Origin of the sequence: Psychromonas hadalis ATCC BAA-638, from assembly GCF_000420245.1 — a bacterium.
GTDB lineage: Bacteria > Pseudomonadota > Gammaproteobacteria > Enterobacterales > Psychromonadaceae > Psychromonas > Psychromonas hadalis.
Map to the genome: position 1 here is coordinate 18163 of NZ_ATUO01000007.1, position 25979 is coordinate 44141.

Annotated in this window: 35 protein-coding genes and 1 other RNA gene; 31 read left to right on the top strand and 5 right to left on the bottom strand. The window is 41.0% G+C overall.

The genetic code is table 11. The features are described from left to right. Positions 1-401 precede the first annotated feature (401 nt). The 15 genes from G322_RS0101795 to G322_RS0101865 all read left to right on the top strand — a co-directional run bounded on the left by G322_RS0101795 (position 402) and on the right by G322_RS0101865 (position 9899). On the top strand, positions 402-1448 hold the full coding sequence (locus G322_RS0101795) for a DNA-methyltransferase (RefSeq protein ID WP_022940100.1): 1047 nt from the start codon (positions 402-404) through the stop codon (positions 1446-1448). Between the two features lie 236 nt (positions 1449-1684). Further along, entirely contained in the window at positions 1685-1948 is a 264-nt protein-coding gene (locus G322_RS24715) for an ogr/Delta-like zinc finger family protein (RefSeq protein WP_022940101.1), read from the top strand. Positions 1949-2085: 137 nt separating this feature from the next. Further along, positions 2086-3240, top strand: a complete 1155-nt coding sequence (locus tag G322_RS0101805; protein ID WP_022940102.1) for a DNA circularization N-terminal domain-containing protein — start codon at positions 2086-2088, stop codon at positions 3238-3240. Then, positions 3233-4165 (top strand): tail protein, encoded by a 933-nt coding sequence (locus G322_RS0101810; protein WP_022940103.1) that lies wholly within the window; start codon positions 3233-3235, stop codon positions 4163-4165. The genes G322_RS0101805 and G322_RS0101810 overlap by 8 nt, the downstream gene beginning before the upstream one ends. Then, on the top strand, positions 4162-4791 hold the full coding sequence (locus G322_RS19705; protein ID WP_084683666.1) for a phage baseplate assembly protein V: 630 nt from the start codon (positions 4162-4164) through the stop codon (positions 4789-4791). The genes G322_RS0101810 and G322_RS19705 overlap by 4 nt, the downstream gene beginning before the upstream one ends. Continuing rightward, the gene (locus G322_RS0101820) at positions 4788-5168 is read left to right on the top strand and encodes a phage GP46 family protein (protein ID WP_022940105.1); all 381 of its coding nucleotides are present in this window, start codon (positions 4788-4790) and stop codon (positions 5166-5168) included. The genes G322_RS19705 and G322_RS0101820 overlap by 4 nt, the downstream gene beginning before the upstream one ends. Beyond that, on the top strand, positions 5165-6178 hold the full coding sequence (locus G322_RS19710) for a baseplate J/gp47 family protein (protein WP_022940106.1): 1014 nt from the start codon (positions 5165-5167) through the stop codon (positions 6176-6178). Before G322_RS0101820 ends, G322_RS19710 begins: the two co-directional genes overlap by 4 nt. Then, positions 6172-6630 (top strand): hypothetical protein, encoded by a 459-nt coding sequence (locus tag G322_RS22115; RefSeq protein WP_022940107.1) that lies wholly within the window; start codon positions 6172-6174, stop codon positions 6628-6630. The genes G322_RS19710 and G322_RS22115 overlap by 7 nt, the downstream gene beginning before the upstream one ends. After that, positions 6630-7142 (top strand): phage tail-collar fiber domain-containing protein, encoded by a 513-nt coding sequence (locus G322_RS19720; RefSeq protein ID WP_022940108.1) that lies wholly within the window; start codon positions 6630-6632, stop codon positions 7140-7142. The genes G322_RS22115 and G322_RS19720 overlap by 1 nt, the downstream gene beginning before the upstream one ends. An 11-nt stretch (positions 7143-7153) precedes the next feature. Next, positions 7154-8179, top strand: a complete 1026-nt coding sequence (locus tag G322_RS22120) for a phage major tropism determinant (RefSeq protein ID WP_022940109.1) — start codon at positions 7154-7156, stop codon at positions 8177-8179. A 9-nt stretch (positions 8180-8188) separates the two neighbouring features. Further along, on the top strand, positions 8189-8425 hold the full coding sequence (locus tag G322_RS0101845) for a hypothetical protein (RefSeq protein ID WP_022940110.1): 237 nt from the start codon (positions 8189-8191) through the stop codon (positions 8423-8425). A gap of 149 nt (positions 8426-8574) precedes the next feature. Then, the gene (locus G322_RS0101850; RefSeq protein ID WP_022940111.1) at positions 8575-8850 is read left to right on the top strand and encodes a hypothetical protein; all 276 of its coding nucleotides are present in this window, start codon (positions 8575-8577) and stop codon (positions 8848-8850) included. Then, positions 8850-9242 (top strand): M15 family metallopeptidase domain-containing protein, encoded by a 393-nt coding sequence (locus G322_RS0101855; RefSeq protein WP_022940112.1) that lies wholly within the window; start codon positions 8850-8852, stop codon positions 9240-9242. The genes G322_RS0101850 and G322_RS0101855 overlap by 1 nt, the downstream gene beginning before the upstream one ends. A 65-nt stretch (positions 9243-9307) precedes the next feature. After that, positions 9308-9466 carry a hypothetical protein gene (locus tag G322_RS19730; RefSeq protein WP_211217120.1) on the top strand — a complete coding sequence of 53 codons (159 nt, stop codon included), beginning with the start codon at positions 9308-9310 and terminating at the stop codon, positions 9464-9466. After that, the gene (locus G322_RS0101865) at positions 9444-9899 is read left to right on the top strand and encodes a hypothetical protein (RefSeq protein ID WP_022940114.1); all 456 of its coding nucleotides are present in this window, start codon (positions 9444-9446) and stop codon (positions 9897-9899) included. Before G322_RS19730 ends, G322_RS0101865 begins: the two co-directional genes overlap by 23 nt. A gap of 155 nt (positions 9900-10054) precedes the next feature. Here the strand turns inward: G322_RS0101865 and G322_RS0101870 are convergent, their stop codons facing one another. Continuing rightward, positions 10055-11017: a phage portal protein gene (locus tag G322_RS0101870; RefSeq protein WP_022940115.1), complete on the bottom strand. Its 963-nt coding sequence runs from the start codon at positions 11015-11017 to the stop codon at positions 10055-10057. Between the two features lie 5 nt (positions 11018-11022). Next, a complete protein-coding gene (locus G322_RS0101875) occupies positions 11023-12762 on the bottom strand; it encodes a terminase large subunit domain-containing protein (RefSeq protein ID WP_051143717.1) in 1740 nt (579 codons plus the stop codon). Between the two features lie 152 nt (positions 12763-12914). On the opposite strand from G322_RS0101875, the gene G322_RS0101880 reads away from it, so the two are divergent. The 11 genes from G322_RS0101880 (at position 12915) to G322_RS24720 (ending at position 19232) form a co-directional block, all read left to right on the top strand. Continuing rightward, a complete protein-coding gene (locus G322_RS0101880) occupies positions 12915-13718 on the top strand; it encodes a GPO family capsid scaffolding protein (protein ID WP_022940117.1) in 804 nt (267 codons plus the stop codon). A gap of 42 nt (positions 13719-13760) precedes the next feature. After that, the gene (locus G322_RS0101885) at positions 13761-14795 is read left to right on the top strand and encodes a phage major capsid protein, P2 family (RefSeq protein ID WP_022940118.1); all 1035 of its coding nucleotides are present in this window, start codon (positions 13761-13763) and stop codon (positions 14793-14795) included. Between the two features lie 123 nt (positions 14796-14918). After that, a complete protein-coding gene (locus G322_RS0101890; RefSeq protein ID WP_022940119.1) occupies positions 14919-15371 on the top strand; it encodes a head completion/stabilization protein in 453 nt (150 codons plus the stop codon). Further along, a complete protein-coding gene (locus G322_RS19735; protein ID WP_022940120.1) occupies positions 15371-15844 on the top strand; it encodes a phage tail protein in 474 nt (157 codons plus the stop codon). Before G322_RS0101890 ends, G322_RS19735 begins: the two co-directional genes overlap by 1 nt. Next, positions 15844-16356, top strand: a complete 513-nt coding sequence (locus G322_RS0101900) for a phage virion morphogenesis family protein (protein WP_022940121.1) — start codon at positions 15844-15846, stop codon at positions 16354-16356. Before G322_RS19735 ends, G322_RS0101900 begins: the two co-directional genes overlap by 1 nt. 2 nt (positions 16357-16358) lie before the next feature. After that, complete coding sequence (locus G322_RS22555) at positions 16359-16529, top strand: DUF2635 domain-containing protein (protein ID WP_022940122.1); 171 nt, start codon at positions 16359-16361, stop codon at positions 16527-16529. After that, positions 16526-17662: a phage tail sheath subtilisin-like domain-containing protein gene (locus G322_RS0101910; RefSeq protein ID WP_022940123.1), complete on the top strand. Its 1137-nt coding sequence runs from the start codon at positions 16526-16528 to the stop codon at positions 17660-17662. The genes G322_RS22555 and G322_RS0101910 overlap by 4 nt, the downstream gene beginning before the upstream one ends. A gap of 55 nt (positions 17663-17717) precedes the next feature. Continuing rightward, complete coding sequence (locus tag G322_RS0101915; protein WP_022940124.1) at positions 17718-18080, top strand: phage tail tube protein; 363 nt, start codon at positions 17718-17720, stop codon at positions 18078-18080. Positions 18081-18089: 9 nt separating this feature from the next. Beyond that, on the top strand, positions 18090-18833 hold the full coding sequence (locus tag G322_RS0101920; protein ID WP_022940125.1) for a phage terminase small subunit: 744 nt from the start codon (positions 18090-18092) through the stop codon (positions 18831-18833). Further along, positions 18823-19107 carry a phage tail assembly protein gene (locus G322_RS0101925; protein WP_022940126.1) on the top strand — a complete coding sequence of 95 codons (285 nt, stop codon included), beginning with the start codon at positions 18823-18825 and terminating at the stop codon, positions 19105-19107. The genes G322_RS0101920 and G322_RS0101925 overlap by 11 nt, the downstream gene beginning before the upstream one ends. A 23-nt stretch (positions 19108-19130) precedes the next feature. Further along, a complete protein-coding gene (locus tag G322_RS24720) occupies positions 19131-19232 on the top strand; it encodes a GpE family phage tail protein (protein ID WP_281166490.1) in 102 nt (33 codons plus the stop codon). A 9-nt stretch (positions 19233-19241) separates the two neighbouring features. Here G322_RS24720 and G322_RS0101930 read toward each other — a convergent pair whose 3' ends face one another. Further along, the gene (locus G322_RS0101930) at positions 19242-19454 is read right to left on the bottom strand and encodes a hypothetical protein (RefSeq protein WP_022940127.1); all 213 of its coding nucleotides are present in this window, start codon (positions 19452-19454) and stop codon (positions 19242-19244) included. A 67-nt stretch (positions 19455-19521) separates the two neighbouring features. Between G322_RS0101930 and G322_RS0101935 the strand changes: the two genes are divergently transcribed. Then, positions 19522-21510: a phage tail tape measure protein gene (locus tag G322_RS0101935; RefSeq protein ID WP_022940128.1), complete on the top strand. Its 1989-nt coding sequence runs from the start codon at positions 19522-19524 to the stop codon at positions 21508-21510. A gap of 59 nt (positions 21511-21569) precedes the next feature. Then, positions 21570-21839 carry a hypothetical protein gene (locus G322_RS0101940; protein ID WP_022940129.1) on the top strand — a complete coding sequence of 90 codons (270 nt, stop codon included), beginning with the start codon at positions 21570-21572 and terminating at the stop codon, positions 21837-21839. 143 nt (positions 21840-21982) lie between these two features. Here G322_RS0101940 and ssrA read toward each other — a convergent pair. After that, positions 21983-22336: a transfer-messenger RNA gene (gene ssrA / locus G322_RS22565) on the bottom strand. Between the two features lie 110 nt (positions 22337-22446). Then, entirely contained in the window at positions 22447-22932 is a 486-nt protein-coding gene (gene smpB, locus G322_RS0101945; protein WP_022940130.1) for an SsrA-binding protein SmpB, read from the bottom strand. 91 nt (positions 22933-23023) lie between these two features. On the opposite strand from smpB, the gene G322_RS0101950 reads away from it, so the two are divergent. The 3 genes from G322_RS0101950 to G322_RS0101960 form a co-directional block, all read left to right on the top strand. Continuing rightward, complete coding sequence (locus G322_RS0101950) at positions 23024-23461, top strand: SRPBCC family protein (protein ID WP_022940131.1); 438 nt, start codon at positions 23024-23026, stop codon at positions 23459-23461. Between the two features lie 3 nt (positions 23462-23464). Next, positions 23465-23755 carry an RnfH family protein gene (locus tag G322_RS0101955; protein ID WP_022940132.1) on the top strand — a complete coding sequence of 97 codons (291 nt, stop codon included), beginning with the start codon at positions 23465-23467 and terminating at the stop codon, positions 23753-23755. 375 nt (positions 23756-24130) lie between these two features. Next, positions 24131-25979, top strand: a 1849-nt coding sequence (locus G322_RS0101960; RefSeq protein ID WP_028866351.1) for a tandem-95 repeat protein, incomplete at its 3' end; no start/stop codon positions are given.

Here is a 25979-nt window from a genome sequence, read left to right on the forward strand (position 1 = left end):
GACTTCAACGCTTCCTGCTGATTAGGTGCTAATGTTTTTAATAACTCAAAGGCCAACTGCGTTGATGTTTTAGCGGATGGACTAAGCGAATGACTGAAGCCAAGGCCATCTGTCAGGCTTACAGTTTGCTCGTATAAACCTTGAAACAACGATAGAAAGACATGGTGTGCAACGTGTTTCAACGATTGATGTTGAAGCTATTCCTTATAAGAAAAATATACAATAAGAATTTAACTACTGTTTTTATATACAGCTTGTGGCGTGAAATATATACTGGTTATGTTTTTGATGCCTTGAGTACCTGAGACCCATTTTTATGGAGAGGAAGCAACAAAAATACAAGCAAGCTACACCTGTAGCTTGCTTATTCCTGTATTCAAGGCTCTTTTAAAGGAGCTAAAATGCACGAACATATTATGAAAAATGGGCAATTAAGATTGGTTAATGCAGATTGTCTACAATATTTAAAAACACTTCCAGATAACCACGTAGATTTAATTTTAACAGACCCTCCATATTTTCAAGTTAAAGCTAATGCATGGGATAACCAGTGGCCAGATGTAGAAACATTTTTAGCATGGCTTGATGAAGTTCTTGTTGAATTTTGGCGCGTATTAAAGCCGTCGGGTAGCTTATATCTTTTTTGCGGTTCAAAATTATCAGCCGAAACAGAGATATTAATTAAAAGTCGTTTTAATGTGTTAAATCATATCGTCTGGGCTAAACCTTCAGGTATTTGGAAAAGAACGCATAAGCCATCGTTACGTTCATTTTTTCCCGCAACAGAAAGAATTATCTTTGCCGAACACTATGGTGCAGAAGGATTTGCAAAAGGAGCCTGTGGGTATGCAACAAAATGTAGCCAATTAAAAAAAGAGGTCTTTAAGCCACTGATTGATTACTTTAAAAATGCGCGCGAAGCACTGAATATATCAGCCAAAGACATTAACCAAGCGACAAACACCCAAATGTGTTCACATTGGTTTTCATCAAGCCAGTGGAAACTTCCCACAGAAAAACAATACAAACAGCTACAAAAATTGTTCTCGTTACGTAGTGATGAATTATCTCGAAGCCATGGAAGCCTTGTAAAAGAACGCTCTGAGCTACTTAATAAATATGAGCATTTGCTATTGGAGTACCAGGACTTAAAAAAACAATACGATGATTTAAGAAGGCCTTTTGGTGTAACAAGTGAAGTGCCTTATACGGATGTATGGTTATATCCTCCCGTCCAATATTACCCTGGCAAACACCCCTGTGAAAAACCTGCTGATTTACTTGATCATGTTATTTTAACAAGTAGTAAAGAAGGACAGTTGGTACTTGATGCTTTTATGGGATCAGGTTCTACAGGTAAGGCGTGTTTAAAATTAAATAGAAATTTCATCGGTATCGAGATGGAAGAACCTACGTTTAACAAAACGCTAATTGATTTAGAAAAATAAAAATGTAACAAAAGCCTACAAAATGTGGGCTTTTTCATTCCCTAAATTCCCCATCAAAACTAGAAGATATCCACCTCTGAACTGGTTATAATAACAACTGTTAATTTAATCAGTTCCGTTTCTCTTTTATTACCCGTTTCGGCACTGAAATTGATTTTATATCCCACCGTTAAATAACTGCTTTGATTCAATTTACTTTGAATTCGTTATTATTAATTTATGGAAAAGGAGGCTTTATGTTAATTCGTTGTCCGAGCTGTTTGTGTAAATCGAGAATCGCTGCATCTGAGCAATTATCCAATGAAACACGGCGCACTTATAATCAATGTTTGAACTTTAATTGTGGTGTTACGTTTACGCAATTAACCTCTTTAGAGAAGATCATAAGATCACCCTCGCAAGGATCACACCCGCCCGATAGTACGAAACAACCCGAATTATGCCTAAACCCTAATCAAATGGATCTTTTAGTGGGTGAGCCCATGCCCTGTATAGGTTAAGCGATAGTCATCTATACACAGTTTCGGCTTCGCTAATTTCCGAAAATGATTGATGGTGATTTCAGAGCACCGGGGGAGGGGTGCTGTTTTTATTGGATTTGAATGGTTGTGCAGTTATATGAATAGTGAGGCTTTTAATGTGGGAACGTAAGACGAAAAAAGCAAAGTGGAATGGCAAAGTGTTGCATATCCAAAGCACTACGCTTGATGGCGGTAAGCGTCTGTATGTTGCTGAAATGCCTTATCGAGATGATCCACATATTAAAGTGATGGGGGCTAAGTCTCGTAGCATTACTATTGAAGCGGTGTTTGTTGGAATTAACTCATTGGTTGATGCCAATGCGTTGATTGCTGAGTTGGAAAGCAAACCTGAAGGCAAGCTTGAGCATCCCTATTTGGGTGAACTGTCTTTAGTTTTTGATAGCTCATCGCAGAAGTTCACCACCAAGAAAGGGTTGGTTACTTTATCGTTGAAGTTTCTGCGCCAAGGTGCGCCTGTTGTACTGGCTCGACTCGATGAAAAAACGCCACCAGAATTGGTTAAGCGTGTGCTTGATGAAATAGATAAAGATCTCGAAAAGAAGATAACACAAGCCTCACCCGAACAGATTGATAGCATGAAGTTTGATTTTACGACTGTGCTGAATGCACTGCGTAACATCGCTAACCGCGCTACCTTATCGAGCTTTAAACTGGCGCGTTTACACAGAGAGATTGAAGATGCGTTCACTGCCATTGAGATGATAAGCAATGCACCCTCTGCTTATTCAGCCCATTTTTCAGCGATCATTAATAGCTTAAAAGGTGATTCTAATAGTGAGTCATCTATCAATAAATTGGTATCAACAATTAATCCTATTGCTGAATTCCCTCACTGTAATATTCACATCACTTTTGCCGTGGTGTTGCTAAGCAATGAGATGGCAACACTCAGCCATGTTGAGATTGTTGATGCGCAAACACTTTCTACGCAGTCACTAAGCAAGATGCAAAGCAATATCAACATCATTCAAATGCAGTTAAGCGCGCGTGTAAATGATGTCACAAAGTCTGCTACTTTTGAAAGTTTGGCGTTAGTTGATGCAGTAGAAGCTTTACATGCAAACGTTAACAAACAAGCCAATAAACTCACGCAATATCAGCAAACATTAAAAACGGTTGAGGTGGTCAGTGCGCGCCCACTGCTATGTATTGCTCAAAGTGAAGAGTGTGGTTTCAAAGCACTAACACGGTTAAACAGTATTAAGCACCCGTTGTTTGTTGTGGGTGAACTGCAGGTGGGCAATGTCTGAATTAACCCTGTTTATTAATGGTCAACAGATCCCTTTTAGCAAAGCTGATATTGCCTTTAGCACTGAGCAATTAGCACATAGCTTTTCTGCAACGGTTCCTGATCTTAATATTGATAGCCCACTGCCTGTGCAATTTAAGTTAGATGGAAAATTAATTTTTAATGGTCAGATTGATAGTGCCGGTGATGATGTGAATAGCAGTAGCGAGCAAACTGTTATTACAGGGCGTTCGCTTTCTGCCAACCTGATTGATAGCCGTATTAAATTAGATGCGATTTATAACCAACGCTTTGATCAACTGTTAAAACTCGTTGTGTCTGACTTCGGTTTGACTGTTCGCAGTGATACCGACGCATTACCAGAGATTCCCGAATTTCAAATAAATGCAGAATCCCCCCTGGCGAATCTTGCACAAATTGCCAAACAGCAAAACTTAATGATGATTGAAGACAACGGTGAAATTGTGATTCAACAGCCTGGGCAACATCATGAGCAGGGGATCATCTTAGAGGTGGGGAAAAACTGTGAAAGCTTGAGCATTAAACGCAATTTTGCTCAGCAGTTTTATCGCTATGAAATTCAAGGCGCTTGGGGTGAGGAGTCTTTTGCGGTAGTTAATGATGAGTCTGTGAACAAGTGCCGAATCAAAGTGATCATTGCCGATAAATTGCAATATACCGAGGCGTGCAAAACCCGAGCGTTATATGAAAAAAACCTAGCGATTGCCAAGGGGTTACATGCCAGCGTTAAAGTAGCAGGGCTTCATGCACTGTTAACGGGTCAAAGCCTGAATAAAACACTACGTGTTAAACATTACAGAAAAAAGTTTGATGAAACATTACTGATAAAAACAATCACACTCTCTGTGGATGATAAAAGTGAAAGCACTCGTGTTGAATTTTTTCGTCCTTTTGGAGTGCAATGATGTCTGAAGTTTTGATGAATCGCATTAAAAATATCTTTGGTACTGGCCTCGCAACCCGAGTAGAAACAGGCATTGTGCAGTTAAAACTTGCCACTGGCATTCTTAACGATCGCATCAAACGGGTGCATAACTACGGTTTTATGAGCAGGCCATTGCCTGGTGCAAAAGGTTATACGCTGTTTATCGGTGGTGATACATCACGTGGTATTGCTGTTTGTATTGAAGATGAACGTCATCAAATGGAACTTGCGCCTGGCGATGTTGCCATGCTCGATGACAAAGGCAATCTCATTCACTTTCACAGCGGTGGTATCAAGGTTATCACTAAGCAAACCTTTGATTTAACAGCCAGTAAAGATGTCAATATCAGTTGTAAAAATGCCACCATTGACGCCACTAAAACCACGATTAATAGCGAAACGGAAATCAACGGCAACACCACCATTAATGGCAATGCCAACATTACTGGCATTTGCGCGGTGGGTGGATTGGCTGCAATTGGTGGTGGGGCTGTTCCTGCAACGGGTGGCATGACCATGACGGGCGGTGATATTACCGCTGATGGTATTAGCTTTAAGTATCACTTCCACATTGAAACGGGTGAACAAACAGGATGGGCGCAATGAGTCATTTTCAATTAAGTGCATTAACAGAGCCTGTGAGTAGTGAAAATGGGCTAAAACATGCGGTATTACAAAGCCTGCTCAACTGGGAAAAAGCACAAAATAATGATCCGTTAGATGAGGACCAGGACAAACAAGGTTGGTGGGCAAGTGAGTTTGTACAAGCAGTGGGTTGCCGAGATTGGACACTAGCAAGAGCCAAGCAAACACCCGACACCCTAAACCGTGCCAAGCGTTATACCGAGCAAGCCTTGCAGTGGTTGATAGATGAGAAAGTGGCAACACAGATTGATGTTAATGTCAGTTTTAAGGGTGATCGTTTAAACCGAGTAATCGAGTTTACCCTTGTAGATAATAAAAAATATCAGGTGACAGTATGAGTAAAACGCCCAGTTTAGAAAGTTTAATATATCGAGCAAAAACAACATTAAAAAACAACACTGGGGTAGATAATCCTGCGATTAATGCCTTAGCTTGTGCGGTGGGAGGTGTTGCTTTTGGTCAGTATGCTTATGCCGATTATCTGTTTAAACAGATGCACCCTGAGACCTGTAATGAAGAGTGGTTATACCTGCATGCACAACGACTGAAAGTTGATCGCATCTCACAGTTTTTTGCGACAGGGACAATCAACTTTTTACAAACTAGTGGTGTTGTATCTATTCCGACTGACACTATAGTGAGAACTTCAGATAATAAAGAGTATAAAGTTACCACCGCTATCAACTCAGATATCTCTGTTCCTGTTAAAGCACTATTACCTAATGTGGAGGGTAATTTACCTTCAGGTGAAATACTCTATTTAGTGACAGCGGTAACTGGTTTACACCCTGAAAGTATCAGCAGTAATGAAATTAATGGTGGGGCTGATATAGAGAATGTGGAGCATTGGCGCGATCGAGTTGTTCAGGCATTTAATGAAAAACAGATCGTTGGTCGCTTAGTTGATTATGAGTTTTGGGCGAAATCTGCACATGCTAATGTTGATTATGCATGGGGCTTAGATAACACCCCATTATTGGGGCAAGTCACGGTGTATATTGGTCAACGAGAAAGTGATCCCCTAGTAGATGAACAAATCAGGGTCATTGTTCAAAATTATATTGATGCTAATCGTTTAGCAGGGTGTCATGTTTTTGCAACGTTGCCGACATTGAAGCCTGTTGCTATCGTTATTTCAGGCATTTCTGATCTTACCGTTCGCAAAAATATTGATATTGCGTTACAGCAATTTTTTAATAATCGACTAGATAATCGAAGCCCGATGATGGCCAATGAAATCTCAACCATTATTAGTGCAATCACCACTAACTTTACATTCAACTTTCCGAATAATACAACCACCTTTGCGGATAATGAGCTGTTAACTTTTGGTGGTGTCACATGGTGATAGAGCAACAACTTTACTCAAAAGATAACTTTAAACAAGCTATCTCCGCTTTGTTACCTACAGGGCAATATTGGCAGTATCAGCAAGGTGATGCGCTGGATGGAATATTGGAAGGGATGGGGGTTGAATTTAAAACAATTCATGACGAAACCAAGTTAGATTTTTTAGATGTGCCAGATAATAACAATACAGGTTGGAAGTTGTCTGATTACCAAACACTATTAAACACTAGTGAGGTGGTAGGCAATGTTTATGATGATAGCAGTACACCAAATTTAATCTATATCGACTTTAGCGCGGGTTATACGGTGGGTGACTTAATGAAAAAGTTAGATAGTTATCGGTTACCACATACTAATTTTTGTTGTACCTATACCCACCAAAAAACAATATATATAGCAGTGTGTAGGCAATCATTACATATTAATCGAAGAGTATTGAGGGCTGTTTAATGTCATTAATCATTACAGAAATTGGGCTTGAGAAAGCCATGCAAGCAGATGAGCAAGGCGTGAGCTTTAAAATTACTCATGTTGGGGTAGGGCTAAATGGTTATACACCCGATAAAAAAATGAGTGCATTACAAAATGAATTTAAACGCGTTGAAATCGCTGGAGGAACACAAGTAGCCGGTAATCAAATTCATTTAACTGCACTCTTTGATGGTGATGAAGAGATTAATGGCCGTGAACTTGGTTTTTATTTAAAAGACGGCACATTGTTTGCCATTGAGAGCCACCCGACGAATTTGCTTACTTATAAAAGTCCGAGTTCAAAAGTCATTGAAGCATTTGACTTGATTTTAGAGGGAGTCCCACCGAATAGTATTACTGTTGATAGTACCGGTGACTTAAGCCTGTATTACGCAGATACATTTGCGGTGATGGGAACAGCACAAATCAACAATATGCGCAGAACATTAAGCAATTTAGTACAACTTTCAGAATTAAAATTATTGCATTAGGAAAACTGATTATGAGTACAGAGCAAGATATACAAGATTTAGTAAAAGCTACAAATGCACTGACGTTAGTTGCTGAGGGCATAATTGCAAATGGTGGAGGGTACATTAATTTTGAGAAATCAATTTCAAATGATCCTGCATTTTCTAATGTAGTTAATGTGGTTTCACTAGCTTGCGATGTTGATGTTGATATTAGTGGGGTCACATGTAACTTTGCCAGTGGCGTAAACATAACTATGCCAGCGTTAACAGTCGGGACAGATTACGCGATTTATGCTACTGAAACTGAGTTAATAGCCAGCGCAAACTTCACGGTGCCAGATGGCTACACAGCCCAAAACTCGCGCAGAATAGGCGGTTTTCATTACGGAGATAACCGTATTTATCCGCGCTCATTTTGGGATCTGAAATTTAAACCTGAATGTAATGACCCACGCGGAATGGTGCGTACATTTCAAGGTTTTTGGGCTGATATTTATCTGCTTAATACCACGCCTGATTTATTGGGAACGTCAGCCTATAACGCACAAATAGCAGATGGTGCAAGCACTCCAAAAAAACCTGCTGTATTAGGCGGTGATGGAGTTAGTCAGTATGCTAACTTTACTCAGTATACCGCTACAAAAATAGCATATGCATATGGGAAAAGGTTGCCTGCACCCGCTGAGTTTTATGCGTTAGCGCTAGGGGCTGTTGGAGGTCATTCCGCTGGTGTAGATTCAATTAAAACTATTTTTGATGTTGATTCACGTAGTGATATTGATTGTGAGCAAGTGTCTGGCCATTTATATCAATTTGGTTGCTCAATGGCATCGTTTAACTCAGGCACTATAAGTTGGAAAACCCATGATCCAGAAGAAAATGCAAAGACTTACGTTCATGATTTAAAAGGCGTAATGTTTGGTGGGAATTGGAGTGATTACAATGGGGAATCTGGAACATCTGGCGCATCTTGCACGTACTGGATCAGTGTTATCCTACAGTCCCAGGAAAGTATGGGTGCTCGATGTATTTGTAACCATTATCAAGGTGTTTAGGAGAAAGTTATGCGCGGACAAACAAAAATAATCAACACGGTAACCGATAAACAAACAGCGGGTATTTCACAAGCTGATATCATCAAACAAGCAACAATCAACGTGCGTTATGACGATGCAATTTATCCAGATGACTACGACCACATGCAGATAAAAGAGGGTGATGAGGGATACATTGAGCCTATTTATCGCTTTGAAAAAGAAATTGACCAAGGCGTATTAGACCGATTTGAAATCACGTTATAGTTATTCTTAAATAAAAAGGGAGTAATTTCTATCTCTTTTTATTTCCCACTTTTATAACCATTTACTAAAATATCAACCCCTCGCAACATCTAATAAGCTCCGTTATCTTACTCATAGTAAAAGCAATTAACTAAAAAGTGAGATAACGGATGCCACCGCAAGACTCAGTAAAAACACAGCTCGCTATTCAGGCTCTGGAACAAGGGCAACAAGATAGCCGAAAAGTATTAGATAAAGTCTCTGACTCATTAGATGAGCTGATCAATATGCAAAAGTCTCATGAGGTTTTTCATGCAAAAGTAACAGGGAAATTGGACTCCTACAAAGAACGCATCAATAAAATAGAAACCAATCAAACGTGGGTGACCCGTTTAGTCGTGGCTGCCGTTGTTGTTAAAGTCCTTTCAATAGTATGGAGTATGTAATGCCCAAATATTCAACGCGTTCACAAACAAAATTAGCGCAGTGTCACCCATTGCTTCAACAGGTATTTAACCAGGTGATTAAAACAGTTGATAACACCATTATCGAAGGACATCGTCCTAAAGCCAAACAAAACAGCCTGTTTTCCGAGGGGAAGAGCCAGCTTAAATACCCCAAAGGTAAGCATAATTCACTCCCTTCATTGGCAGTGGATGCCGCGCCTTATCCCATTAATTGGAATGACCGAGAGCGTGCCACTTTGTTTGCAGGGTACGTTTTAGGTGTTGCTGCTGAAATGGGTATTAAATTGCGTTGGGGAGGTGACTGGAACATGAACTTTGAAACCAAAGATAACAATTTTGATGATCTCTGGCATTTTGAGTTGGTGTTATGACATGGGCGGAAGCGTTCAACAACTGGCGCATTTTTCCCAGGCTAATTGCATTTTTCATGGCGTATATGTGGTTGCAGTTTAACAGCTACTTTTTCTCTATACCGATGGCAGAGCAAGCGGAATGGGCGCTAGTGCAATATGGTGTTATCACCGCCACCTTTATTGGTTTTGCAAAATTCTACATGGAAACAGGAGGCAAACATGCCAATCACAATACTCCTTAGTTTGTTAACAGGAAAAGCTAAAAAGCCATTCATTATTATATTGCTCATTGGCGCGGTACTCACTGCATTAACCGCTGGTTACTTTTATGTAAAAGCGCAAGGTTATGAAAATGGCTATACCGTTGCAGAGCATAAATATCTACAAGAAAAACAGAAAGCGGTGATCAGTGCGATTAAACAGGTTAATCGCAAAAATCAAACCAATAGCGACATAGCCAAAGCCTACTGGCAAAACGAACTGGCTAAAAAACCCAAGATAGAAACCATAGAAAAAAGGATCATTGAATATGTTGAAGTTAATAATAGTGATGAGTGTTTGCTTAATGATGATGAGTTGTTCATCCTCACCGACCTTATCGATATTGCCAACGGAACTACAACCGCCCAAGCCGACCATCGACCAAGCCCTGTTGCAACCTTGCCAACCAATTAAAGCCCCGACCGCTAAACGTAGAAGTGGTCACCTGTTATGGAAAAAGCAGTTAATCTTAAATTATGGTGCATGTCGAGACAGACATAATGCACTGGTTGAAATTGTAAAAGGGGCTGATTAGCCCCTTTATTTGTATCGATGATAGTTAGATTTATCTATGCTTCAGCTACATTTAAATTTTCATACTCTTTCAGCTTGATCACCTCAAATCCTGCAAAATCATTTAGCTCTAATAAAATTTCACCAATCGGTTTGATCTCATTTTTATAGAACATTTTATCAACCTTGTTCAGGTCACCAACGGGGCTAAACCCTTCACGGACAATGCTCATTAGATCCAGTGGAATACGGTGAGCGGATAAAATATCCCCCGTGGTGACGTTCTTCATCTTGCTGAATTCATCTTTAGCATCTAACTGGCCAACAGGAATTAGCTCAGGTTTCTCGCCATCTTTGCCTTTACCGTTAATAAACATGTTTTTAAAGTTGCCTAACCCTTTGGCACTGTTTAGCTTGGCGATGATCTCCTTTTCCTGATCATCGGTTAAGTTGGGGTTATTCATGTAAAGCAAAAATCCAGAGTGTGCGCCATTGAGATAATACTTACGGCGGAACAAAGTAGCATCTTCGTTTAACCACACACTGCTCAGTGATGCAAAGTATTGCGGAATGCCGTAAATCTCTTGGGTTACGTCATACTCCATCAAATGGAATACTTGCCCCTCTTTGTAATCGATTGTTTGGCTTTCTGTTTTATAAGAGTAACAATCAACTTTCTCTCGTCTGCGCATATACATGGCAGGTAGGTGTTTAAAACTAATGTCACCCAGCCCATTAACGACTCTCAAAAGATAAGCATTACCAAAAACACCAAAGTCAAATAACCAACGGTTGCAATCACGTTTACTTAACTTGCCTTTGATTAACTCAAGGGTAGCACTGACCATATTACGTTTGGCATAAATAGCGGAGGAGTGCATTGCATTGGCGCGCAGTGTTTTGGCTAATCCCTCCAATGAAACGGGAGGCTCAAAGTAACCATCTACTAATGCGCTTTCTACATAGTCCATAATATCGGACTTTAATACCGACTGTGGCTCGCCAAATTCAATCATCATTTTTGTTAATCTCCCATCGACACGGTTGGTGTGACATCTTGGTGAATATTTATCCCCTCTAAACTCAGCAACTGCATAATCGCCATTGCTAAATCTGCGTGAGAGGTATCTTTTGTTCGTTGTGCGGTAAAAGTGGGTTGGTTGCTGTTTTTAGTGACACTGCGTTTTACCATCAAAAATGCGTGTACTACGTCATCCCACGTCACATCAAATTGCAAGCGACCTGCGCCAATCACCTCACGGGCTTTGTAGGTCATGTGTGCTTTGGTATTAATACTGTATTGAATCAGCGTAACCCGTGGAAAGAACACCTCGACCAATTCAGACACGGGGCCGCCGATGCCTGAAACATCCATGGCAATTTCAGTGACATTGTATTTGTCACAGAGCGCTTTTAACTCATCGGCTTGTCCTTGGTAACTGACCCCTGATAAACGCAATTTTTCAATCAATCGGAATGCACCACCTTTTCGTTTTGGTGGCAGGGCAACCACAACGGCCGCTTCATCACCTACGCCAGATGGGTCGTATCCAATCCAAACAGGCATGCGACCAACAGGACGAGGCGAATCCATCTCGACATCTTTCCAATCGCTGGCATCGACTTTGCAATTCATTAAATCTTTTACGTTGAAAGCGGATTGCGCATCATCCAAAAATACACAGCGCAGTAAGTTATCAAACACCTCTTTAAGCGGATATTTTTTGTGTAGTCTTTTCAGATTAAAGAAAGTTGCACCGCCCTCAATCGCATCATCCACGGTGATCATTTGGCGATAGATATCATCAACGCCCAATAGCCCGTCTTTTAATGCTTCATGACTGATATCAATATTGTCGGCTTTGTTGCCTGCCCATTTGGGATACGCTTCATGGCCAATGCTTGAGGGTGTAGAAAGATAGGTAGTGCGCCATTTATCGTGAATGGAAACGCCACCGATTAAATCATCAACTTGTTTAAATCTTGGTATCCAAAAAGCTTCATCAATATACAGATGACCGTTAAAGCCTTGACCTGTGCGCGCATTGGTAGAAAGAAAGTTTAAAATTGCACCGTTGCTCAGATGGATTTCGTCTTTACCGCGCAGGTCAACATCACCAATCTCTAAGGCAAACATGCGGATGTAGTTTTTGAATATTTCAGATTGCTTTTTAGACGCAGATAAAAAGACTTGGTTATCACCCGTCAACACCGCATCTTCAAAGGCTTCAAACGCAAATAGATAGGTTAAGCCGATTTGACGCGATTTAAGATAAAAACGCATCCAGTTTAGGGCAGGGTCGTTTTTAGTTTCAATTATTTTTAATTGGTATTTGAAGAACGTTTTGTTTTTGTACTCATCAAGCATCTCTTTAGTGATGCTTGAAATATCATTTTTTACTTTATTGTTTTTACGCCCTTTGTTGGTCCCATCTTTAGCATTGCCACCATGAAACACTTTTTTCGGATTACCCATATGAAACTTCAATAGCAAATCTAACTCTTTAAGTTGCCTGTCGGTTTTCTCATCAACCCATGTTAAATAAACAATACGCTGACGGGTAACTTGCTCAGGTGGTGCATCATCACGCAGAGCTTTCCAGCCAAATTTAGCAATCCAACTTTGTACCGTGCGGTCGGTGATGCGTATCTCTTGTGCTATTTCGTTGGCGGTTCGCTGGCACAGGTATAACCCCAACGCTTTTGTTTGTTGCGTTGTGTAAAGGATGTTTGTGTTTTCGAGTGGTGGGTTTAATTCTGGCATGTCGGCAGTATGCAAGCTCAGCCAACACACCGCGCTAAGCGTTTATTTTATATTCCCCCCCTAAAACCACAGTAGATATAAACAGTGTCAAAACCTAGTTAAAGTGAAACTCAATAAAAAGCGAACCCCATTCATTAGCTAGTAGGTGTTGTATGTTCAAAACTGATTTTATTTGTATTTTAACGGCAGGGCATACGGTAGATGGGCGTGAAATTGCACAAGAAATTTTAGACCAAATTGCTGAAACCTATAACCCTGAAACCTATAACGCACGCATTAATATTGATCACAGCTCATACAGTTCAAAACTGGGTAGCGTGTTAGCGGTAAAAGTTGACGGTAATAAATTATTAGCGCAACTCAAGCCGAATGATTTTTTCTTATACCTGATTCAGCAAGGGCAGTATCTACATACCTCTTGTGAAATTGTGATGGACTTTGCCAAAACAGGTAAAGCGTATTTAACAGGGTTAGCCGTCACGGATGAGCCTGCAAGTTTAGGTACGACTGAATTACATCTTTCAAATAAACAGTCTGGTACGCAATTATTTAATACCGATGATGGCATCACGCCACCCAAACCAACCCTGTTAAATAAATTACTTAATAAAAAGGACGATGAAATGAGCGATAAAGCGACGCTTGAGATGCTGTCTCAAATGCAAAAAACCAATGCAGAGCAAACAGTGGCATTAACTGAATTAGCGTCAGGCATGACTTTATTAACTGAAAAGTTAAGCGTTAAGCCTGAAACGGAAGAAAAGCCTGACGGTGATAAAAATGAAAGCGCTGAGCTTAAAGAAGTCAAAGAACAGCTTTCTACACTCGCTAGTAAATTTGAAACACAGGGTGAAGAGTTAACTGGCTTTAAAGAAACACTTTCAAAAATGACCGATGAACAAGATCGTGATGAAGCCACTGGTGGTGACAAAGATGATGAAGAAGAGATTCTTTAAGGTTCATTAACCCATAATTTTAATTAGCTAGAGAGTAAATAAATGGAAAATTTTACCCGTAAGCAGGTCAGTGCGTTAGAACTCGCAGTGGCTAAGCAGTTTGGTGCGGAAAACGTATCTCAAACATTCAGTATTACCCCCCAAAAAGCCCAGAAAATCATTGCTGCCGCACGACTAGAAAATAGCTTTCTAGGGCGCATTAACGTCATCATGGTGAGCAATCAGCAAGGTGAAGCGTTAGCACTTGATGCAACAGGCATGATTGCAGGGACAACGGATACCAGTTCAGAAGACCGTATTCCAAAAGACCCGCATTCAAAAGGTGGCACAAGTTACCACTGTCAGCAAATCAACTTTGATACGCTGATCAAGTACGTCACGCTAGATGCATGGGCGCACAACAAAAAATTCAAAAGCTTAGTGGCAGTGCAAACCCGTAAGCAGATTTCAACTAACCAGATCCAAATTGGTTTTTACGGTAAATCACGCGCGGCAACGTCTAACCCTGTTAATAACCCGAAAGGTCAAGATATTGCCATTGGTTGGCTTGAAAAACTGCGCACTCAAAATGCAGAAAACTGGCTAGATGAAGGTGAGACTGCAGGTGAAATTCGTATTGGTGAAAAAGGTGATTATATCAACCTTGATGCTGCCGTGAATGATACCAAACAGATGATTGATCCTGTTTATGAAGATGATGGCGATTTAGTTGCCATTATTGGTAGTGAACTGTTGGCCGCTGAAAAAGCGAAATTTTATGATCTGCATGGTAATACCCCGTCGGAAAAATCTAAAATTGAAGATCGTCAAATCATTGGAACTTATGGTGGTTTACCCGCCTTTAAAATTCCACACTTTCCAAGCCGTGGCATCTTAGTGACCTCGTTTAAGAACCTGTCTATCTACATTCAAAAAGACAGTGTTCGCCGGCGCATGGAAGATAACGCAAAACGTGATCGTTATGAAACATACCAATCACAAAACATGGATTACGTTATTGAAGAACTAGGCAAAGCAGCAGCGCTTAACTTTGAAAACGTAAAACTCAGCACAGACGGTGGCACGAATTGGGCGTAACACGGTAACAAACAACCTCCTAAAGGCTTGCGCCAGCTTATTGAAAAACGAGACTTGTCTCAGCTTATCAATAACCTAAGCGCAACGCCTTTTTCATCACTTTTTATAACATCAGGAAACATCATGGCCAGTTTAGTCGCAAATAAAGAGACAAGTTACAGCAGTGTATTACCTGCCACTGATTTCTACCCTGAATTAAAAATCTCAGAGTTTCAGGCTCTATTTCATTTTTTAGAAGATGAAACAGAAGCTGGTATTTTGCACTGTGCAAGCGTCGAACGTATTGCTATTCACCGTGAATTAAAAGTATTAACCACCCAATACACCGCGCTAAGCGCCTATTCGCAAACGCTATTTGATGACAATGTTTCAGCACTCACACTCTATAAGCAAGCCGTTTTTTGTAAAACCGCTTACGCATTAATTACTAACCGTTTAGCAACCGATGCAACCAAAGAGGCAGCTGGTCGCCAAGAGGCATTAATGCAACGCGCTGATAAGCAATTAACCAACTATCGCGCTGCTATTGTTTCACTCCTGCCAGACGTTTCTGGCTATACCTTTGAGATGGTCTAATGGAATATTTACAAAGCCTCACTAAGCACCTTATCAAAAATCTTGTAAAAAAAGATGATTTAGAAGCATGGGCGGAAGGTGGGGAGTTGATAGCAAGTTCTCATCAATCAGAAGATGGTTTTGAAACGCAATATACCTGCTGTTTTGAGATGTCTAATGTAGAGATTGAGCCTAAACGCCTGTTTATGTTGGTGCTGAGTTGGTTGAACAAAGTGAACCCTGAGCGCGATAGCCAAGGGCTTGCACGACCACAGTTTTTTAATGAGCCACTCGCCAAAGGGCGTTATGACTTGGGTATTAAAATCGAGTTTAGAGAGCAGTTTGATTTTACACCTGATCCACAGGGTGATTGGGAGGTAAACGGGGTATTGATGAGTCTTAAAAGTGACTTTGATAACCTGCTTGATGTTGACCAATGCGACACCCTTAAAATTGTTGATAGCCATACCCAAGATAATAGCCTGCAAAACTGATGGAGATTAAAACGCCTGAGCAGTTAGTTGCGCTACTTGAGCAAGTGACATTAACAGGTAAAGCCAAGCAGGAATTAAATCGCGTACTTGCAAACCATACCCGTCGATTTTTTAGAGGACAGATAAGCTCACAGCGTGATGTAGAGGGTAAAGCCTATAAGCCACGCCAAAGAGAAGTAAAAAAAATAGATAAAAACGGCAAGATAACGACCAAGCTAAAAATGTTTATGGGTATCAATAAAAACCTTAAAACAGAGGTATCAGCAGATAATTTTAGTGTTGGCTTAGCTGGCGGTGTTGGACGCATTGCCATGATACATAACGAAGGTGATGCGGTTAATTACAGCGTTAGAGTTGGCGGTTTTTTTAATAAAGAGTCACGTCAATGGGAAGGGGGAGACAAACGCACGGGTACTTACCAAATGCCCAAACGGACAATGGTAGGTTGGACACCTGAATTACAGCACAAACTCACCCAAATTATCTTTCAACATATGCAACCTAAGGGCTAGCAATGCAAACATTCAACATCAAACCAAAAGTGGCAGGGGAAAAGATATTAGATCCACTCTCGTTCACGCCACTTGAAGACAAAGGGGAAGTAAAACCTCGTAGTGAGTATTGGCTTCGTCGCATTTTAGACGGTGACGTTATTGAAATTAAAACAAAAGGTAAGAAATCATGAGTATTAGCTTTAATGAAGTACCGGCTAATGTACGCGTCCCCGGTGTTTACATCGAAATTGATAATAGCCTCGCGAACAGCGCCGAAGATTTACAGCGTGTATTGATTGTTGGTGCAAAAGGCTCGGATGGTGATACCGCTGAGAATACGGTGGTGTTAACTGTTAACCCTGATGCTGCTGCTAAACGTTTCGGCATTGATAGCCAGATTCACAAAATGGTCACTGCTTTTTATGAGCAAAATATTTCATTACCCATTTACGCAGTATCGGTATTGACCAACGATGTGGCCACTGCATTGGCATCAACAGGGGCAGACCAATATCATCATATTGTTTGTGCGTTTAACGATGAAACCAATGTACGTGCATTGGGTGATTTTTTACAAGCGCGTTACCACGCACTGCAACAAATTCCCGGCTTGGCTTATATCGCTAAAAAAGCGACCCATTCCGCATTGGTTGCCTATGGTGAGCTGTTTAATAACCCGTTTATCAGTGTGATGTCTGTAAATGGTTTAGGTGATGCTGCAAACAATGATTTAACCGAAGCGCAATTAGCGAGCGCATGGGCTGGGCAAATTGCAGGCAGTTTAGCCATTGACCCTTGTCGTCCCTTGAAAACCTTGCCGTTGAATAAGGTTTACAGCAAAGCCCCGATTGATTGGGATTATTCAGAGCGTAATTTACTGCTCTATTCAGGCATTGGCACATACAACACCAACAACGCCAAACAGGTGTTTATCGAAAGACCAATCACCACTTACAAAGAAAATGCAGCAGGCACAGCAGATGACAGTTATTTAGATATTACCGTCCCTGCCACGGCCATGTATTTTCGTCAAAAACAGCGATCACGTATTTTAAGCAAATACCCACGTTCAAAACTGGCAAAAGACGGCACCAAGTTTGCGCCTGGTCAAGCCGTGGTGACACCTGCAATTATCAAAGGTGAACTGTTGGCGCTATATCGAGAACTTGAACTTAAAGCGATTGTGCAAGATTTTGACGGTTACAAAGATAGCCTGATTGTTGAATTGGATGCTGATAACAAATCACGTATCAATATTTTAGACAGTCCGCAGTTTGTCAATGGCATGTTGATTTACGCGGGCAAAGTGCAGTTTCGTAAATAATTAAATTGGGTGGTTTTGCCACTCCATTATTCATTTAAAAAATAAGGAATATCGCATGGGAGTAATAACATCACGCTGTTTTATCGATGCAGGGAACCTTGGTCGATTACCCGGTAAAGAGGGGGCAACCCTTGGTTTTGGTAACCTCAAAAAAGAGGCTGTCATGGGTGATGAAGGTGTATTAGGTCACACTGAAATCTTTGAAGGTGCACCGTTTATCAAAGTCACCTTGGTTGATTCAGTAGCAAGTGATAAAGCTAAGTTGATTAAATTCGTTAGCCAAAACGTACTGTTAACCACCAATAACGGCCAACAATTCACACTCACCGATGCGTGGGTAGGAAATGTATTAGAGTTAAACGTCAAAGAAGGCACGATGGATGTTGAATTCTTTGGTACTGAGTTAATTCCGCAATAGGGGGAAAGCATGAGCCTTGCATTAAAACATAAACGTAAAATAATCGCACAACGTGAGCAACAAGCTAAGCAAGATAAAGCATCAGAAGTGGGCATTCAAATTGTAAGCCTACTATCTGGCAAAAGCTTATCAACGGAGCCCGTACCCACTGAACTGCAAAAACTTGAAAAACAGTTTAATGGTGATCTGGAAACACTGGGTATTTTAAAAGGCGATCAGCAACGTGACCCTTTGAAAAAAGATCTCATTGAAAAATATCGCCCACTGTGTGAATGGTACATGGCGAGTTTTCAAGACTGGGGGCATCTGCAAAGCCTTGCATGGTGGCTTGTTTGGCGTGTTGATACAGAAGCCTTTTGTGATGTCGAGCCCATGCTTTACAAGGGAGTGCAACGTGGTTTAACCGCGCCGACTAAGTTCCAAAGTGATTGGCAATCTTGGTACTGCGATCAAGTAAAAAACTATTATGCAGATATGCTAAAAGAAGAAAAAACACCACTGCCCATGATGATAAGCAAAGTGATTACCGATATTGTCAATGGTGATTTAGTGTTGCACGCACCCCTGAAAGCGAAACTGTTTGCCCTGTATGGCAAAGTGGCACTGTTGGGTGATGATCATAAAACGGCCGTTAAAGCCTTTGATAAAGCACTGGGTTTTGATGAGAAAGCAGGTGTCAAAAAACTACGTGAAAAAAGTGTAGCCATTTTAGAAGAGCAAAAAAATGAGCAGGGAGAAGATAATGGTGAATAAAATAACCAAAAAAGTGGAACTGATTAAACCGATTGACGTTGAAGAGGGCGAGCCAATCAAGAGTGTAGAGCTACGTGAACCACGTGCTGGTGAAATGCGTGGTTTATCGTTTACCAACATCATGCAGTTAGATGTTGATACCATGACCGTGTTAATCCCACGTATCAGTGACTTAACAGAGCGCCAAATGCTCAACCTCAGCCCTGTAAACATGACCCCTTTATTTACAGGTGTAGTCGGTTTTTTCGTGCATATCGACTCCCCGAGCGAATAGAGTCGATTTATGCTGATTTAGCGATCATCTTTCACTGGCAACCCAGCGAGATAGACAGATTAAGTTTAAGTGATTTGTTGTTATTTCGAGAAGAAGCTGAAAAACGCAGTAAAACAGAAGAATAATAAAAGGGGCTAATTAGCCTCTTTTTTTTGCTCATATTCTTGAACCAACCGCTCAGTATCAAGGCGCTCTAATCGCTGTTCCTGCGTTTCTGGTCGCTCCTTGCTGATGTAGTCAAGCCCATAAAGAAGTGCAATAACTACAGCAAAAGCAGGAAATGCAAAAGCAAGAATGATCATCAAACCAATAAAAACAGCATTAAAAAGCAGATGAAATAAACCCATGAAACACCTCGTTAATGACCAGAGCAATTAATAGTATAAAACAGAACATCGTAAAAAGGACAGCAACATGAAAATGAAACTTTCAGTCGTGTTGGGCATGATAGACAAAATCAGCGCGCCCACCAAAGGCATCGTGAGCCAGTTCGACCGATACAACAAGCAAATCAAAGCTGTAAAATCAAAACTAAAAGACAGCTCCGATGCAATGGCGATGATAAGCCAACAGAAAAAAATGCAAAAAAATCTCACGCTGACCAATGCCAAGTACAGCGCGACACAAGAAAAGTTAGATAAGATACGTGCCAAAATAAAAAAAGCAGGGGCGCCGACCGCTGCCTTAACGCTTGCATTTAAACAGCAACAGCTTTCCCTGCAAAAATTACAACAAGAGCAATCAGGCTATCGTGATGAATTGGGTAAAAATGGTCGCGCTCTAAAAAAAGCAGGGATTAACACCAAAAAATTAGGGTCTGAAAATGTCAGGCTTAGCCGTGAACATGACAAAAATGGTGCCTCTCTGGTAAAAATGACCAAACGTTATTCACGTTTACAAAAAGTATTAGGACCGCTTAATAAACTACACCGCTCTATTCGGATGCCAACCTTTGGACAAATGAAAGGCGCAGGCATGGGATTGTTAGGTATTGGTGCAACGGTTGGTGGTTTCATGAGTATTATTAACCGCACTGCAGGCGAGATGGATAAACTGGGTAAAACCGCTGCTAACCTAAAAATGCCTGTTGCCGACTTGCAAGCGATGCAAAGCCAAGCCGAACATGCAGGGGTGAGCGCTGAAACCATGAGTGGCTCACTGATACGTTTCACTAAACGCTTAGGTGTATTGCAAACAACAGGCTCAGGGGCATTGGGTTCATTTTTAAAACAGGGTAAAAACCCCGTTTTTAGAGAGTTAAAAAAAGCCAAAACAACCGAAGAAGCTTATCGGCACCTGCTCGACTCATTCTCCAAGCTGACCTCTCAGCAGGAGAAAATGGCCTTTGCTGATGCTGCCTTTGGTGATAGCGGTCGCAGAATGTTAATTATGCTCGAAGAGGGCACCGCGGGGCTCGACAATGCTAAGAAAGAGCTAAAAGAGATGGGGGCTATCACCCCAGAAGAAGATATTAAGCAAGCTGAAGCGTATAACGATGCGATGCAACGTATCGGTGAAGTGTTCAAAGGGTTGCAGTTTCAGGCATTAACCCCTGTGATGAAAGAGTTAACGGGTTTAATGGGCAGTTTCACCGATAAAATGAAAAATGCCGACTACAAAGAGGCCATATTAGAAAAAGTAAAAGAGGTGATAAAAGGAATATTTACAGGCATAAAATACCTTGGCAAAGCCCTCTATTTTGTATCGCAGAACCTGCCTGAACTACTCGCAGGGTTAGCGCTATTTAAAATTGCATTGATAGCAATAAATGCGTTATTAGTGATGAACCCAATCGGTTTGATTATTGCGGGCATTGCTGCCTTAACGGTTGGCATTGTTTACCTGCTTGCTAAAACAGGATTTTTAATGCCTGTATTAGAAGGTTTGTGGGAACTGTTTAAACGGATAGGGGCTATTGTGGGTGCGGTAGCGAGTGCCATCGCCTCCTTTTTTATCATGATAGGGAAAAGCATTTTAAGTCTAATGGATTTGATCCCCGATGCACTGTTACCAGACAGTTGGATTGATGGCATTAAGTCAGCTCAAAGTGGTTTAGATGAGTTAGGTGATTCAGTCGCCAATTTTGGTGACAAAAGTGCTAACTATGCTGTGAATGGTGAGTTTAAAGAGACGCATCTAAAAGCAGAGATAGTCAGACGTAAAATAGAGGATGCACAGCCAGCACCACAAACCTACCATGGTCGCGGTAAATCGTTAGCTTCAACACAAACAATGGGCTACGGAGGATACGGCGGTATGTTGCGAAACCAAGCAACTCAAAGTAAATCACTCGTTGAAGTACGCATTAAATCGGATAAACCTGTTGAGATAGCCAATGTGCAATCAGATAAACACACGGATATGATGATTGATACGGGTGATTTATTGGGTGATGGGTTTTAGATGAAGGGGCTGATTAGCCCCTTTATTTTTATTTAACGCGGAAATCTATTCTAAAAAGTATGGATGTTCTGTCTTTTTTTCTTGATCAAATCATCACCGAATTAGACGCTAGCCCATCCAATAAACGTTATTTAATCTCAGTTGACCACAATGGTCATGTTCTAGACAAGCAAGGTATAAGCGGTAAATCATTAGTAGATGCACAAGCCGCAAGATATTTACGCAGAGATGTTGCCCAAATGGCAAAACGAATGAGTGAACTCACCAGAAGAGTCGGCATATTAAGTGGTGATATGGGTTTAAATGAGATGAAAACAGGTATTCATTAAAATAACGGTGGACACAATGTGGTCACACTACAAAATACACCTAACAAATAAAGCATAAATCGAAGACATAAAAAAAGCCCTCAAGCCAGTTGGTAACAGGCTTGAGGGCTTTAGTCGGTTCTTAATGCTTTAGAACCTGTAGGTGGTGGAGATGGGGGGAGTCGAACCCCCGTCCGAAAAACCTACATCCTCGGTACTACATGCTTAGTCAGTCTTTTGGTTAACTCGTTGATCTCCGACAGACAGGATACCAAAAAGCGAGTCCGATACTATTTCGCGGTTCACCCTCGAACAAGGTTCCCTCGCTATCCAATGTAAATGACCTTCCGAATCCCTGCCCATGGGAAAAGCGTGGGTGGAAGGCTAGCTAGCCTAAGCTGCTAGAGAGTAGTTAGAGTCGTTTGCAACTATAACGTTGACGGCTTTTTACGAGGCCAGCCGTCACCTCGGCATGCACCTTGGGTTTCAAGAATCTCGTCGAGTCCTAAATCATCCCCACAGGTTATAACATTAGACACTTAGTATGACAGCGTCTAACGAAATAAGTTTAACAAAACATTGACCAACAAGATAGCGCTACCTTGCATCTTGTTGCTCAACTGCTTATTTATCGAACACTGTGTTTCATCATGCGCTCTTTTTGAACTTTCCATTCTCGGTCTTTTGCATCGGAACGTTTGTCGTGATCTTGTTTACCTTTTGCCAGTGCAAAGGAAATTTTAACCCACGCTTTTTTCCAATATAAAGAGATTGGGATAATTGAATAACCTTGACGCTCAACTTTACCCACGAGGTTATCGAGTTCACGGCGTTTCAATAGTAGTTTACGGTAACGGAGCGGATCACAAATTACATGTGATGACGCTGCAATTAAAGGAGGGAAAGTTGCGTTTAATAACCACGCTTCTCCATTTTTCAGGAAAATGTAGCTATCAGCGATATTTGCTTTACCCGCGCGTAACGATTTCACTTCCCAGCCTTGTAGTTCAAGACCCGCTTCAAAGCGATCTTCTAGGTGGTACTCGTGACTGGCACGTTTATTTCGTGCAATCGTATTTTCGTTGTTTTTAGTTTTTGATTTTTTCTTAGCCATAACCCTTATTGTAACCTTAAATAAATCAACATTGCTATTGAATTATTGGTTGATAGTGTAAACTATGCGTTTTTTATTTAAGAGTATGATAATGGCTGAAGTATCACGTAGTGCATTGCTCATGTATAGCGCAGATGAGATGTATAAACTGGTCAATGATGTAACTGCTTACCCTCATTTTTTGCCTGGTTGTGTGGATGCAAAAGTGTTAACACATGTTGATGATGTAATGAATGCATCGGTGACAGTTGCAAAAGCGGGTATTAAACAGGTGTTTACCACTGAAAATCGATTATCTGATGGGCGCTCTATTGAGATGAACCTGATTGATGGCCCTTTTAAACATCTCAGTGGCGGTTGGATTTTTATGCCCTTGGACAAACAAGCGTGTAAAGTGAGTTTAGATTTGAAATTTGAGTTTAGCAGTAAACTGGTTGAGTTGGCTTTTGGACGTATTTTTAATGAACTGGTAGGTTCAATGGTGAAGTCGTTTGCTGAGCGCGCTAAAGTTGTTTACGGAGTGAGGTAAGTTATGAGTGAGATGATTGAAATTGAAGTGGTGTATGGTTTGCCACATAAACAAGTTTTATTATCGTTACCCGTGCCAACGGGAAGTTGCATTGAAGAGTGTATTAAACTTTCTGGTATTGTGACTCATTTCCCTGAAATTATACCCAGTGAAGCAACAGTAGGTATATTTAGTCGGCCCGAGAAATTAGCATCTATTATCAAAGTGGGAGACCGCATTGAAATTTATCGACCATTAATTGCTGATCCAAAAGAAATGCGCAAGTTACGTGCTGCTAAAATGGCAAAAAAATGATTTGTTTTCCATTCACTATTTATAAAATCCGGTGTTCTTGTCGTTAAAATCACATATCCACGATAAATATCAAAATTTCATATTAAAATTGTTCGCTGTGAACTTGCCATATGTCCCCTACTAAAATTGTGCCTTTTGATGTCTGTAAGTTGTTGTTTTTAAGTTGTTTATCTGTTTTTTATTGGCTTTTAAAATACACTTGAAAATACCTTTGTTATGCTGTATTTTAGAACTTGCATTGTTAAATCTAGTACTTTTTTTAGATTGCATTTCCTCTGTGCATTGTCATATTAACCAATTGAAAATTATGTGTTTTTTTATTTTTTCGTTTTATTGAACCTAAAGATAACAGACAACATAAAAAGGACTGAAATCATGAGCGATAATATTAATAACAGTAAAGATCTATTAAATGAGCCACAACAAGACTCTGATATAGTAAAAAACTTAGATAATATTATTGATCCGATTGAGGTCGATGAGCAGGTGCTTGCTGAAATTGAAGCGATTCAAGCCGCTATTGAAGAAAATGAAGCGCCAATTGATGAGGTTGAAACCGCTGCTGGTGAAGAAGGTGATGGTGGTAGTTCATCTGCTGTTAACTTCACGCGTGATGGTGTTGAAACGCTCGTTAGTTCCGATTTTAAAACCGCAAGTTTTGCTTTTGATTCATCTTCTCCTGAATTTACCGATGCTAACAATTTACTTGTAAGTGAAACCGTGGATGTTACGGTCAATAATAATACGAATAAAGTGCCTACATTAAAAGTAGATAATGGTGCACTTGATGAAGACAGTGGCAGTGTGACGGTTAAATTTGATGCACAAGACAGTGATGGTACGATTATTTCAACAACTGCCACCGTCCTCGCCGATCAAGGCACGGTTATCGTTAATGACGATGGTACTTATACCTTTACCCCAGCAGAAAATTTCAATGGTGATGCTATTATCACTTTAGTGACCACGGATAATGATGGTGCAACGGCAACAACCACTTCCAAAGTAGTAGTGGGTGATGTTAATGATGGTCCAACCATTGTGGCCGACAATGGCACGATGTTAGAAGATGGTGCGCCAATCACAGTGAGTTTTACTGCGAAAGATGTTGATGGCACGATTGAATCAACCACCGCAACCGTACCTGCAGTTCAAGGTGAAGTGGTTGTTAATAACGACGGTACTTATACCTTTACCCCAGCAGAAAATTTCAATGGTGATGCAATTATCACTTTAGTGACCACGGATAATGACGGTGCAACTGCAACGATCACTTCAAAAGTTACCGTGGGAGATGTTAATGATGGGCCAACCATTGTGGCCGACAATGGCACAATGTTAGAAGATGGTGCGCCAATCACAGTGAGTTTTACTGCGAAAGATGTTGATGGCACGATTGAATCAACCACCGCAACCGTACCTGTAGTTCAAGGTGAAGTGGTTGTTAATAACGACGGTACTTATACCTTTACCCCAGCAGAAAATTTCAATGGTGATGCAATCATCACCTTAGTGACTACGGATGATGATGGTGCAACGGCAACGGCAACGTCTAAGGTATCCGTGGACGCTGTCACGGATGTGATGAGTGATGCCAGTGAGAGCATTACCGTGACGGAAGACATCGCAAAATCAGGCAATGTAATGAGTGTCACGGATGCTGACAGCGCAGAGCACTCGGTCACAACCTTTACAGTCGCCGGTGATACATCAGGTGGCGATAATGGAGATGGCGTTTATACGGCAGGCCAAACGGCAACGATTGTGGGTGTGGGTACATTTACCATTGCGAGCAACGGTGATTACACGTTTGATCCAGAAGATAACTACATCGGCGCTATTCCGGCTATCACGTACAACATGGTTGATGATAACGATGCATCTGATACAGATTCCTCGGTGCTTACACTGACGATGGACGCTATCACCGATGCTATCAGTGATGATAATGAAACACCGACGATCAACGAAGGTGAAGTGGCAACGGGTAATGTACTTGATAACACAAGCAATGTTGACGGCAGCAGCTCGGTTACCGAGTTTACTGTTGACAATCAAACGGTGAATGCCGGCGAGACAGTGACCATTGCGAATGTGGGTACACTAAGTATTGCCGTGAACGGTGCTTACACCTTTACGCCACTTGAAAACTACAACGGCAACATGCCACAGGCAAGCTACACGGTTCAAAATGACACGGATACAGCCGACACGGACAGCTCTA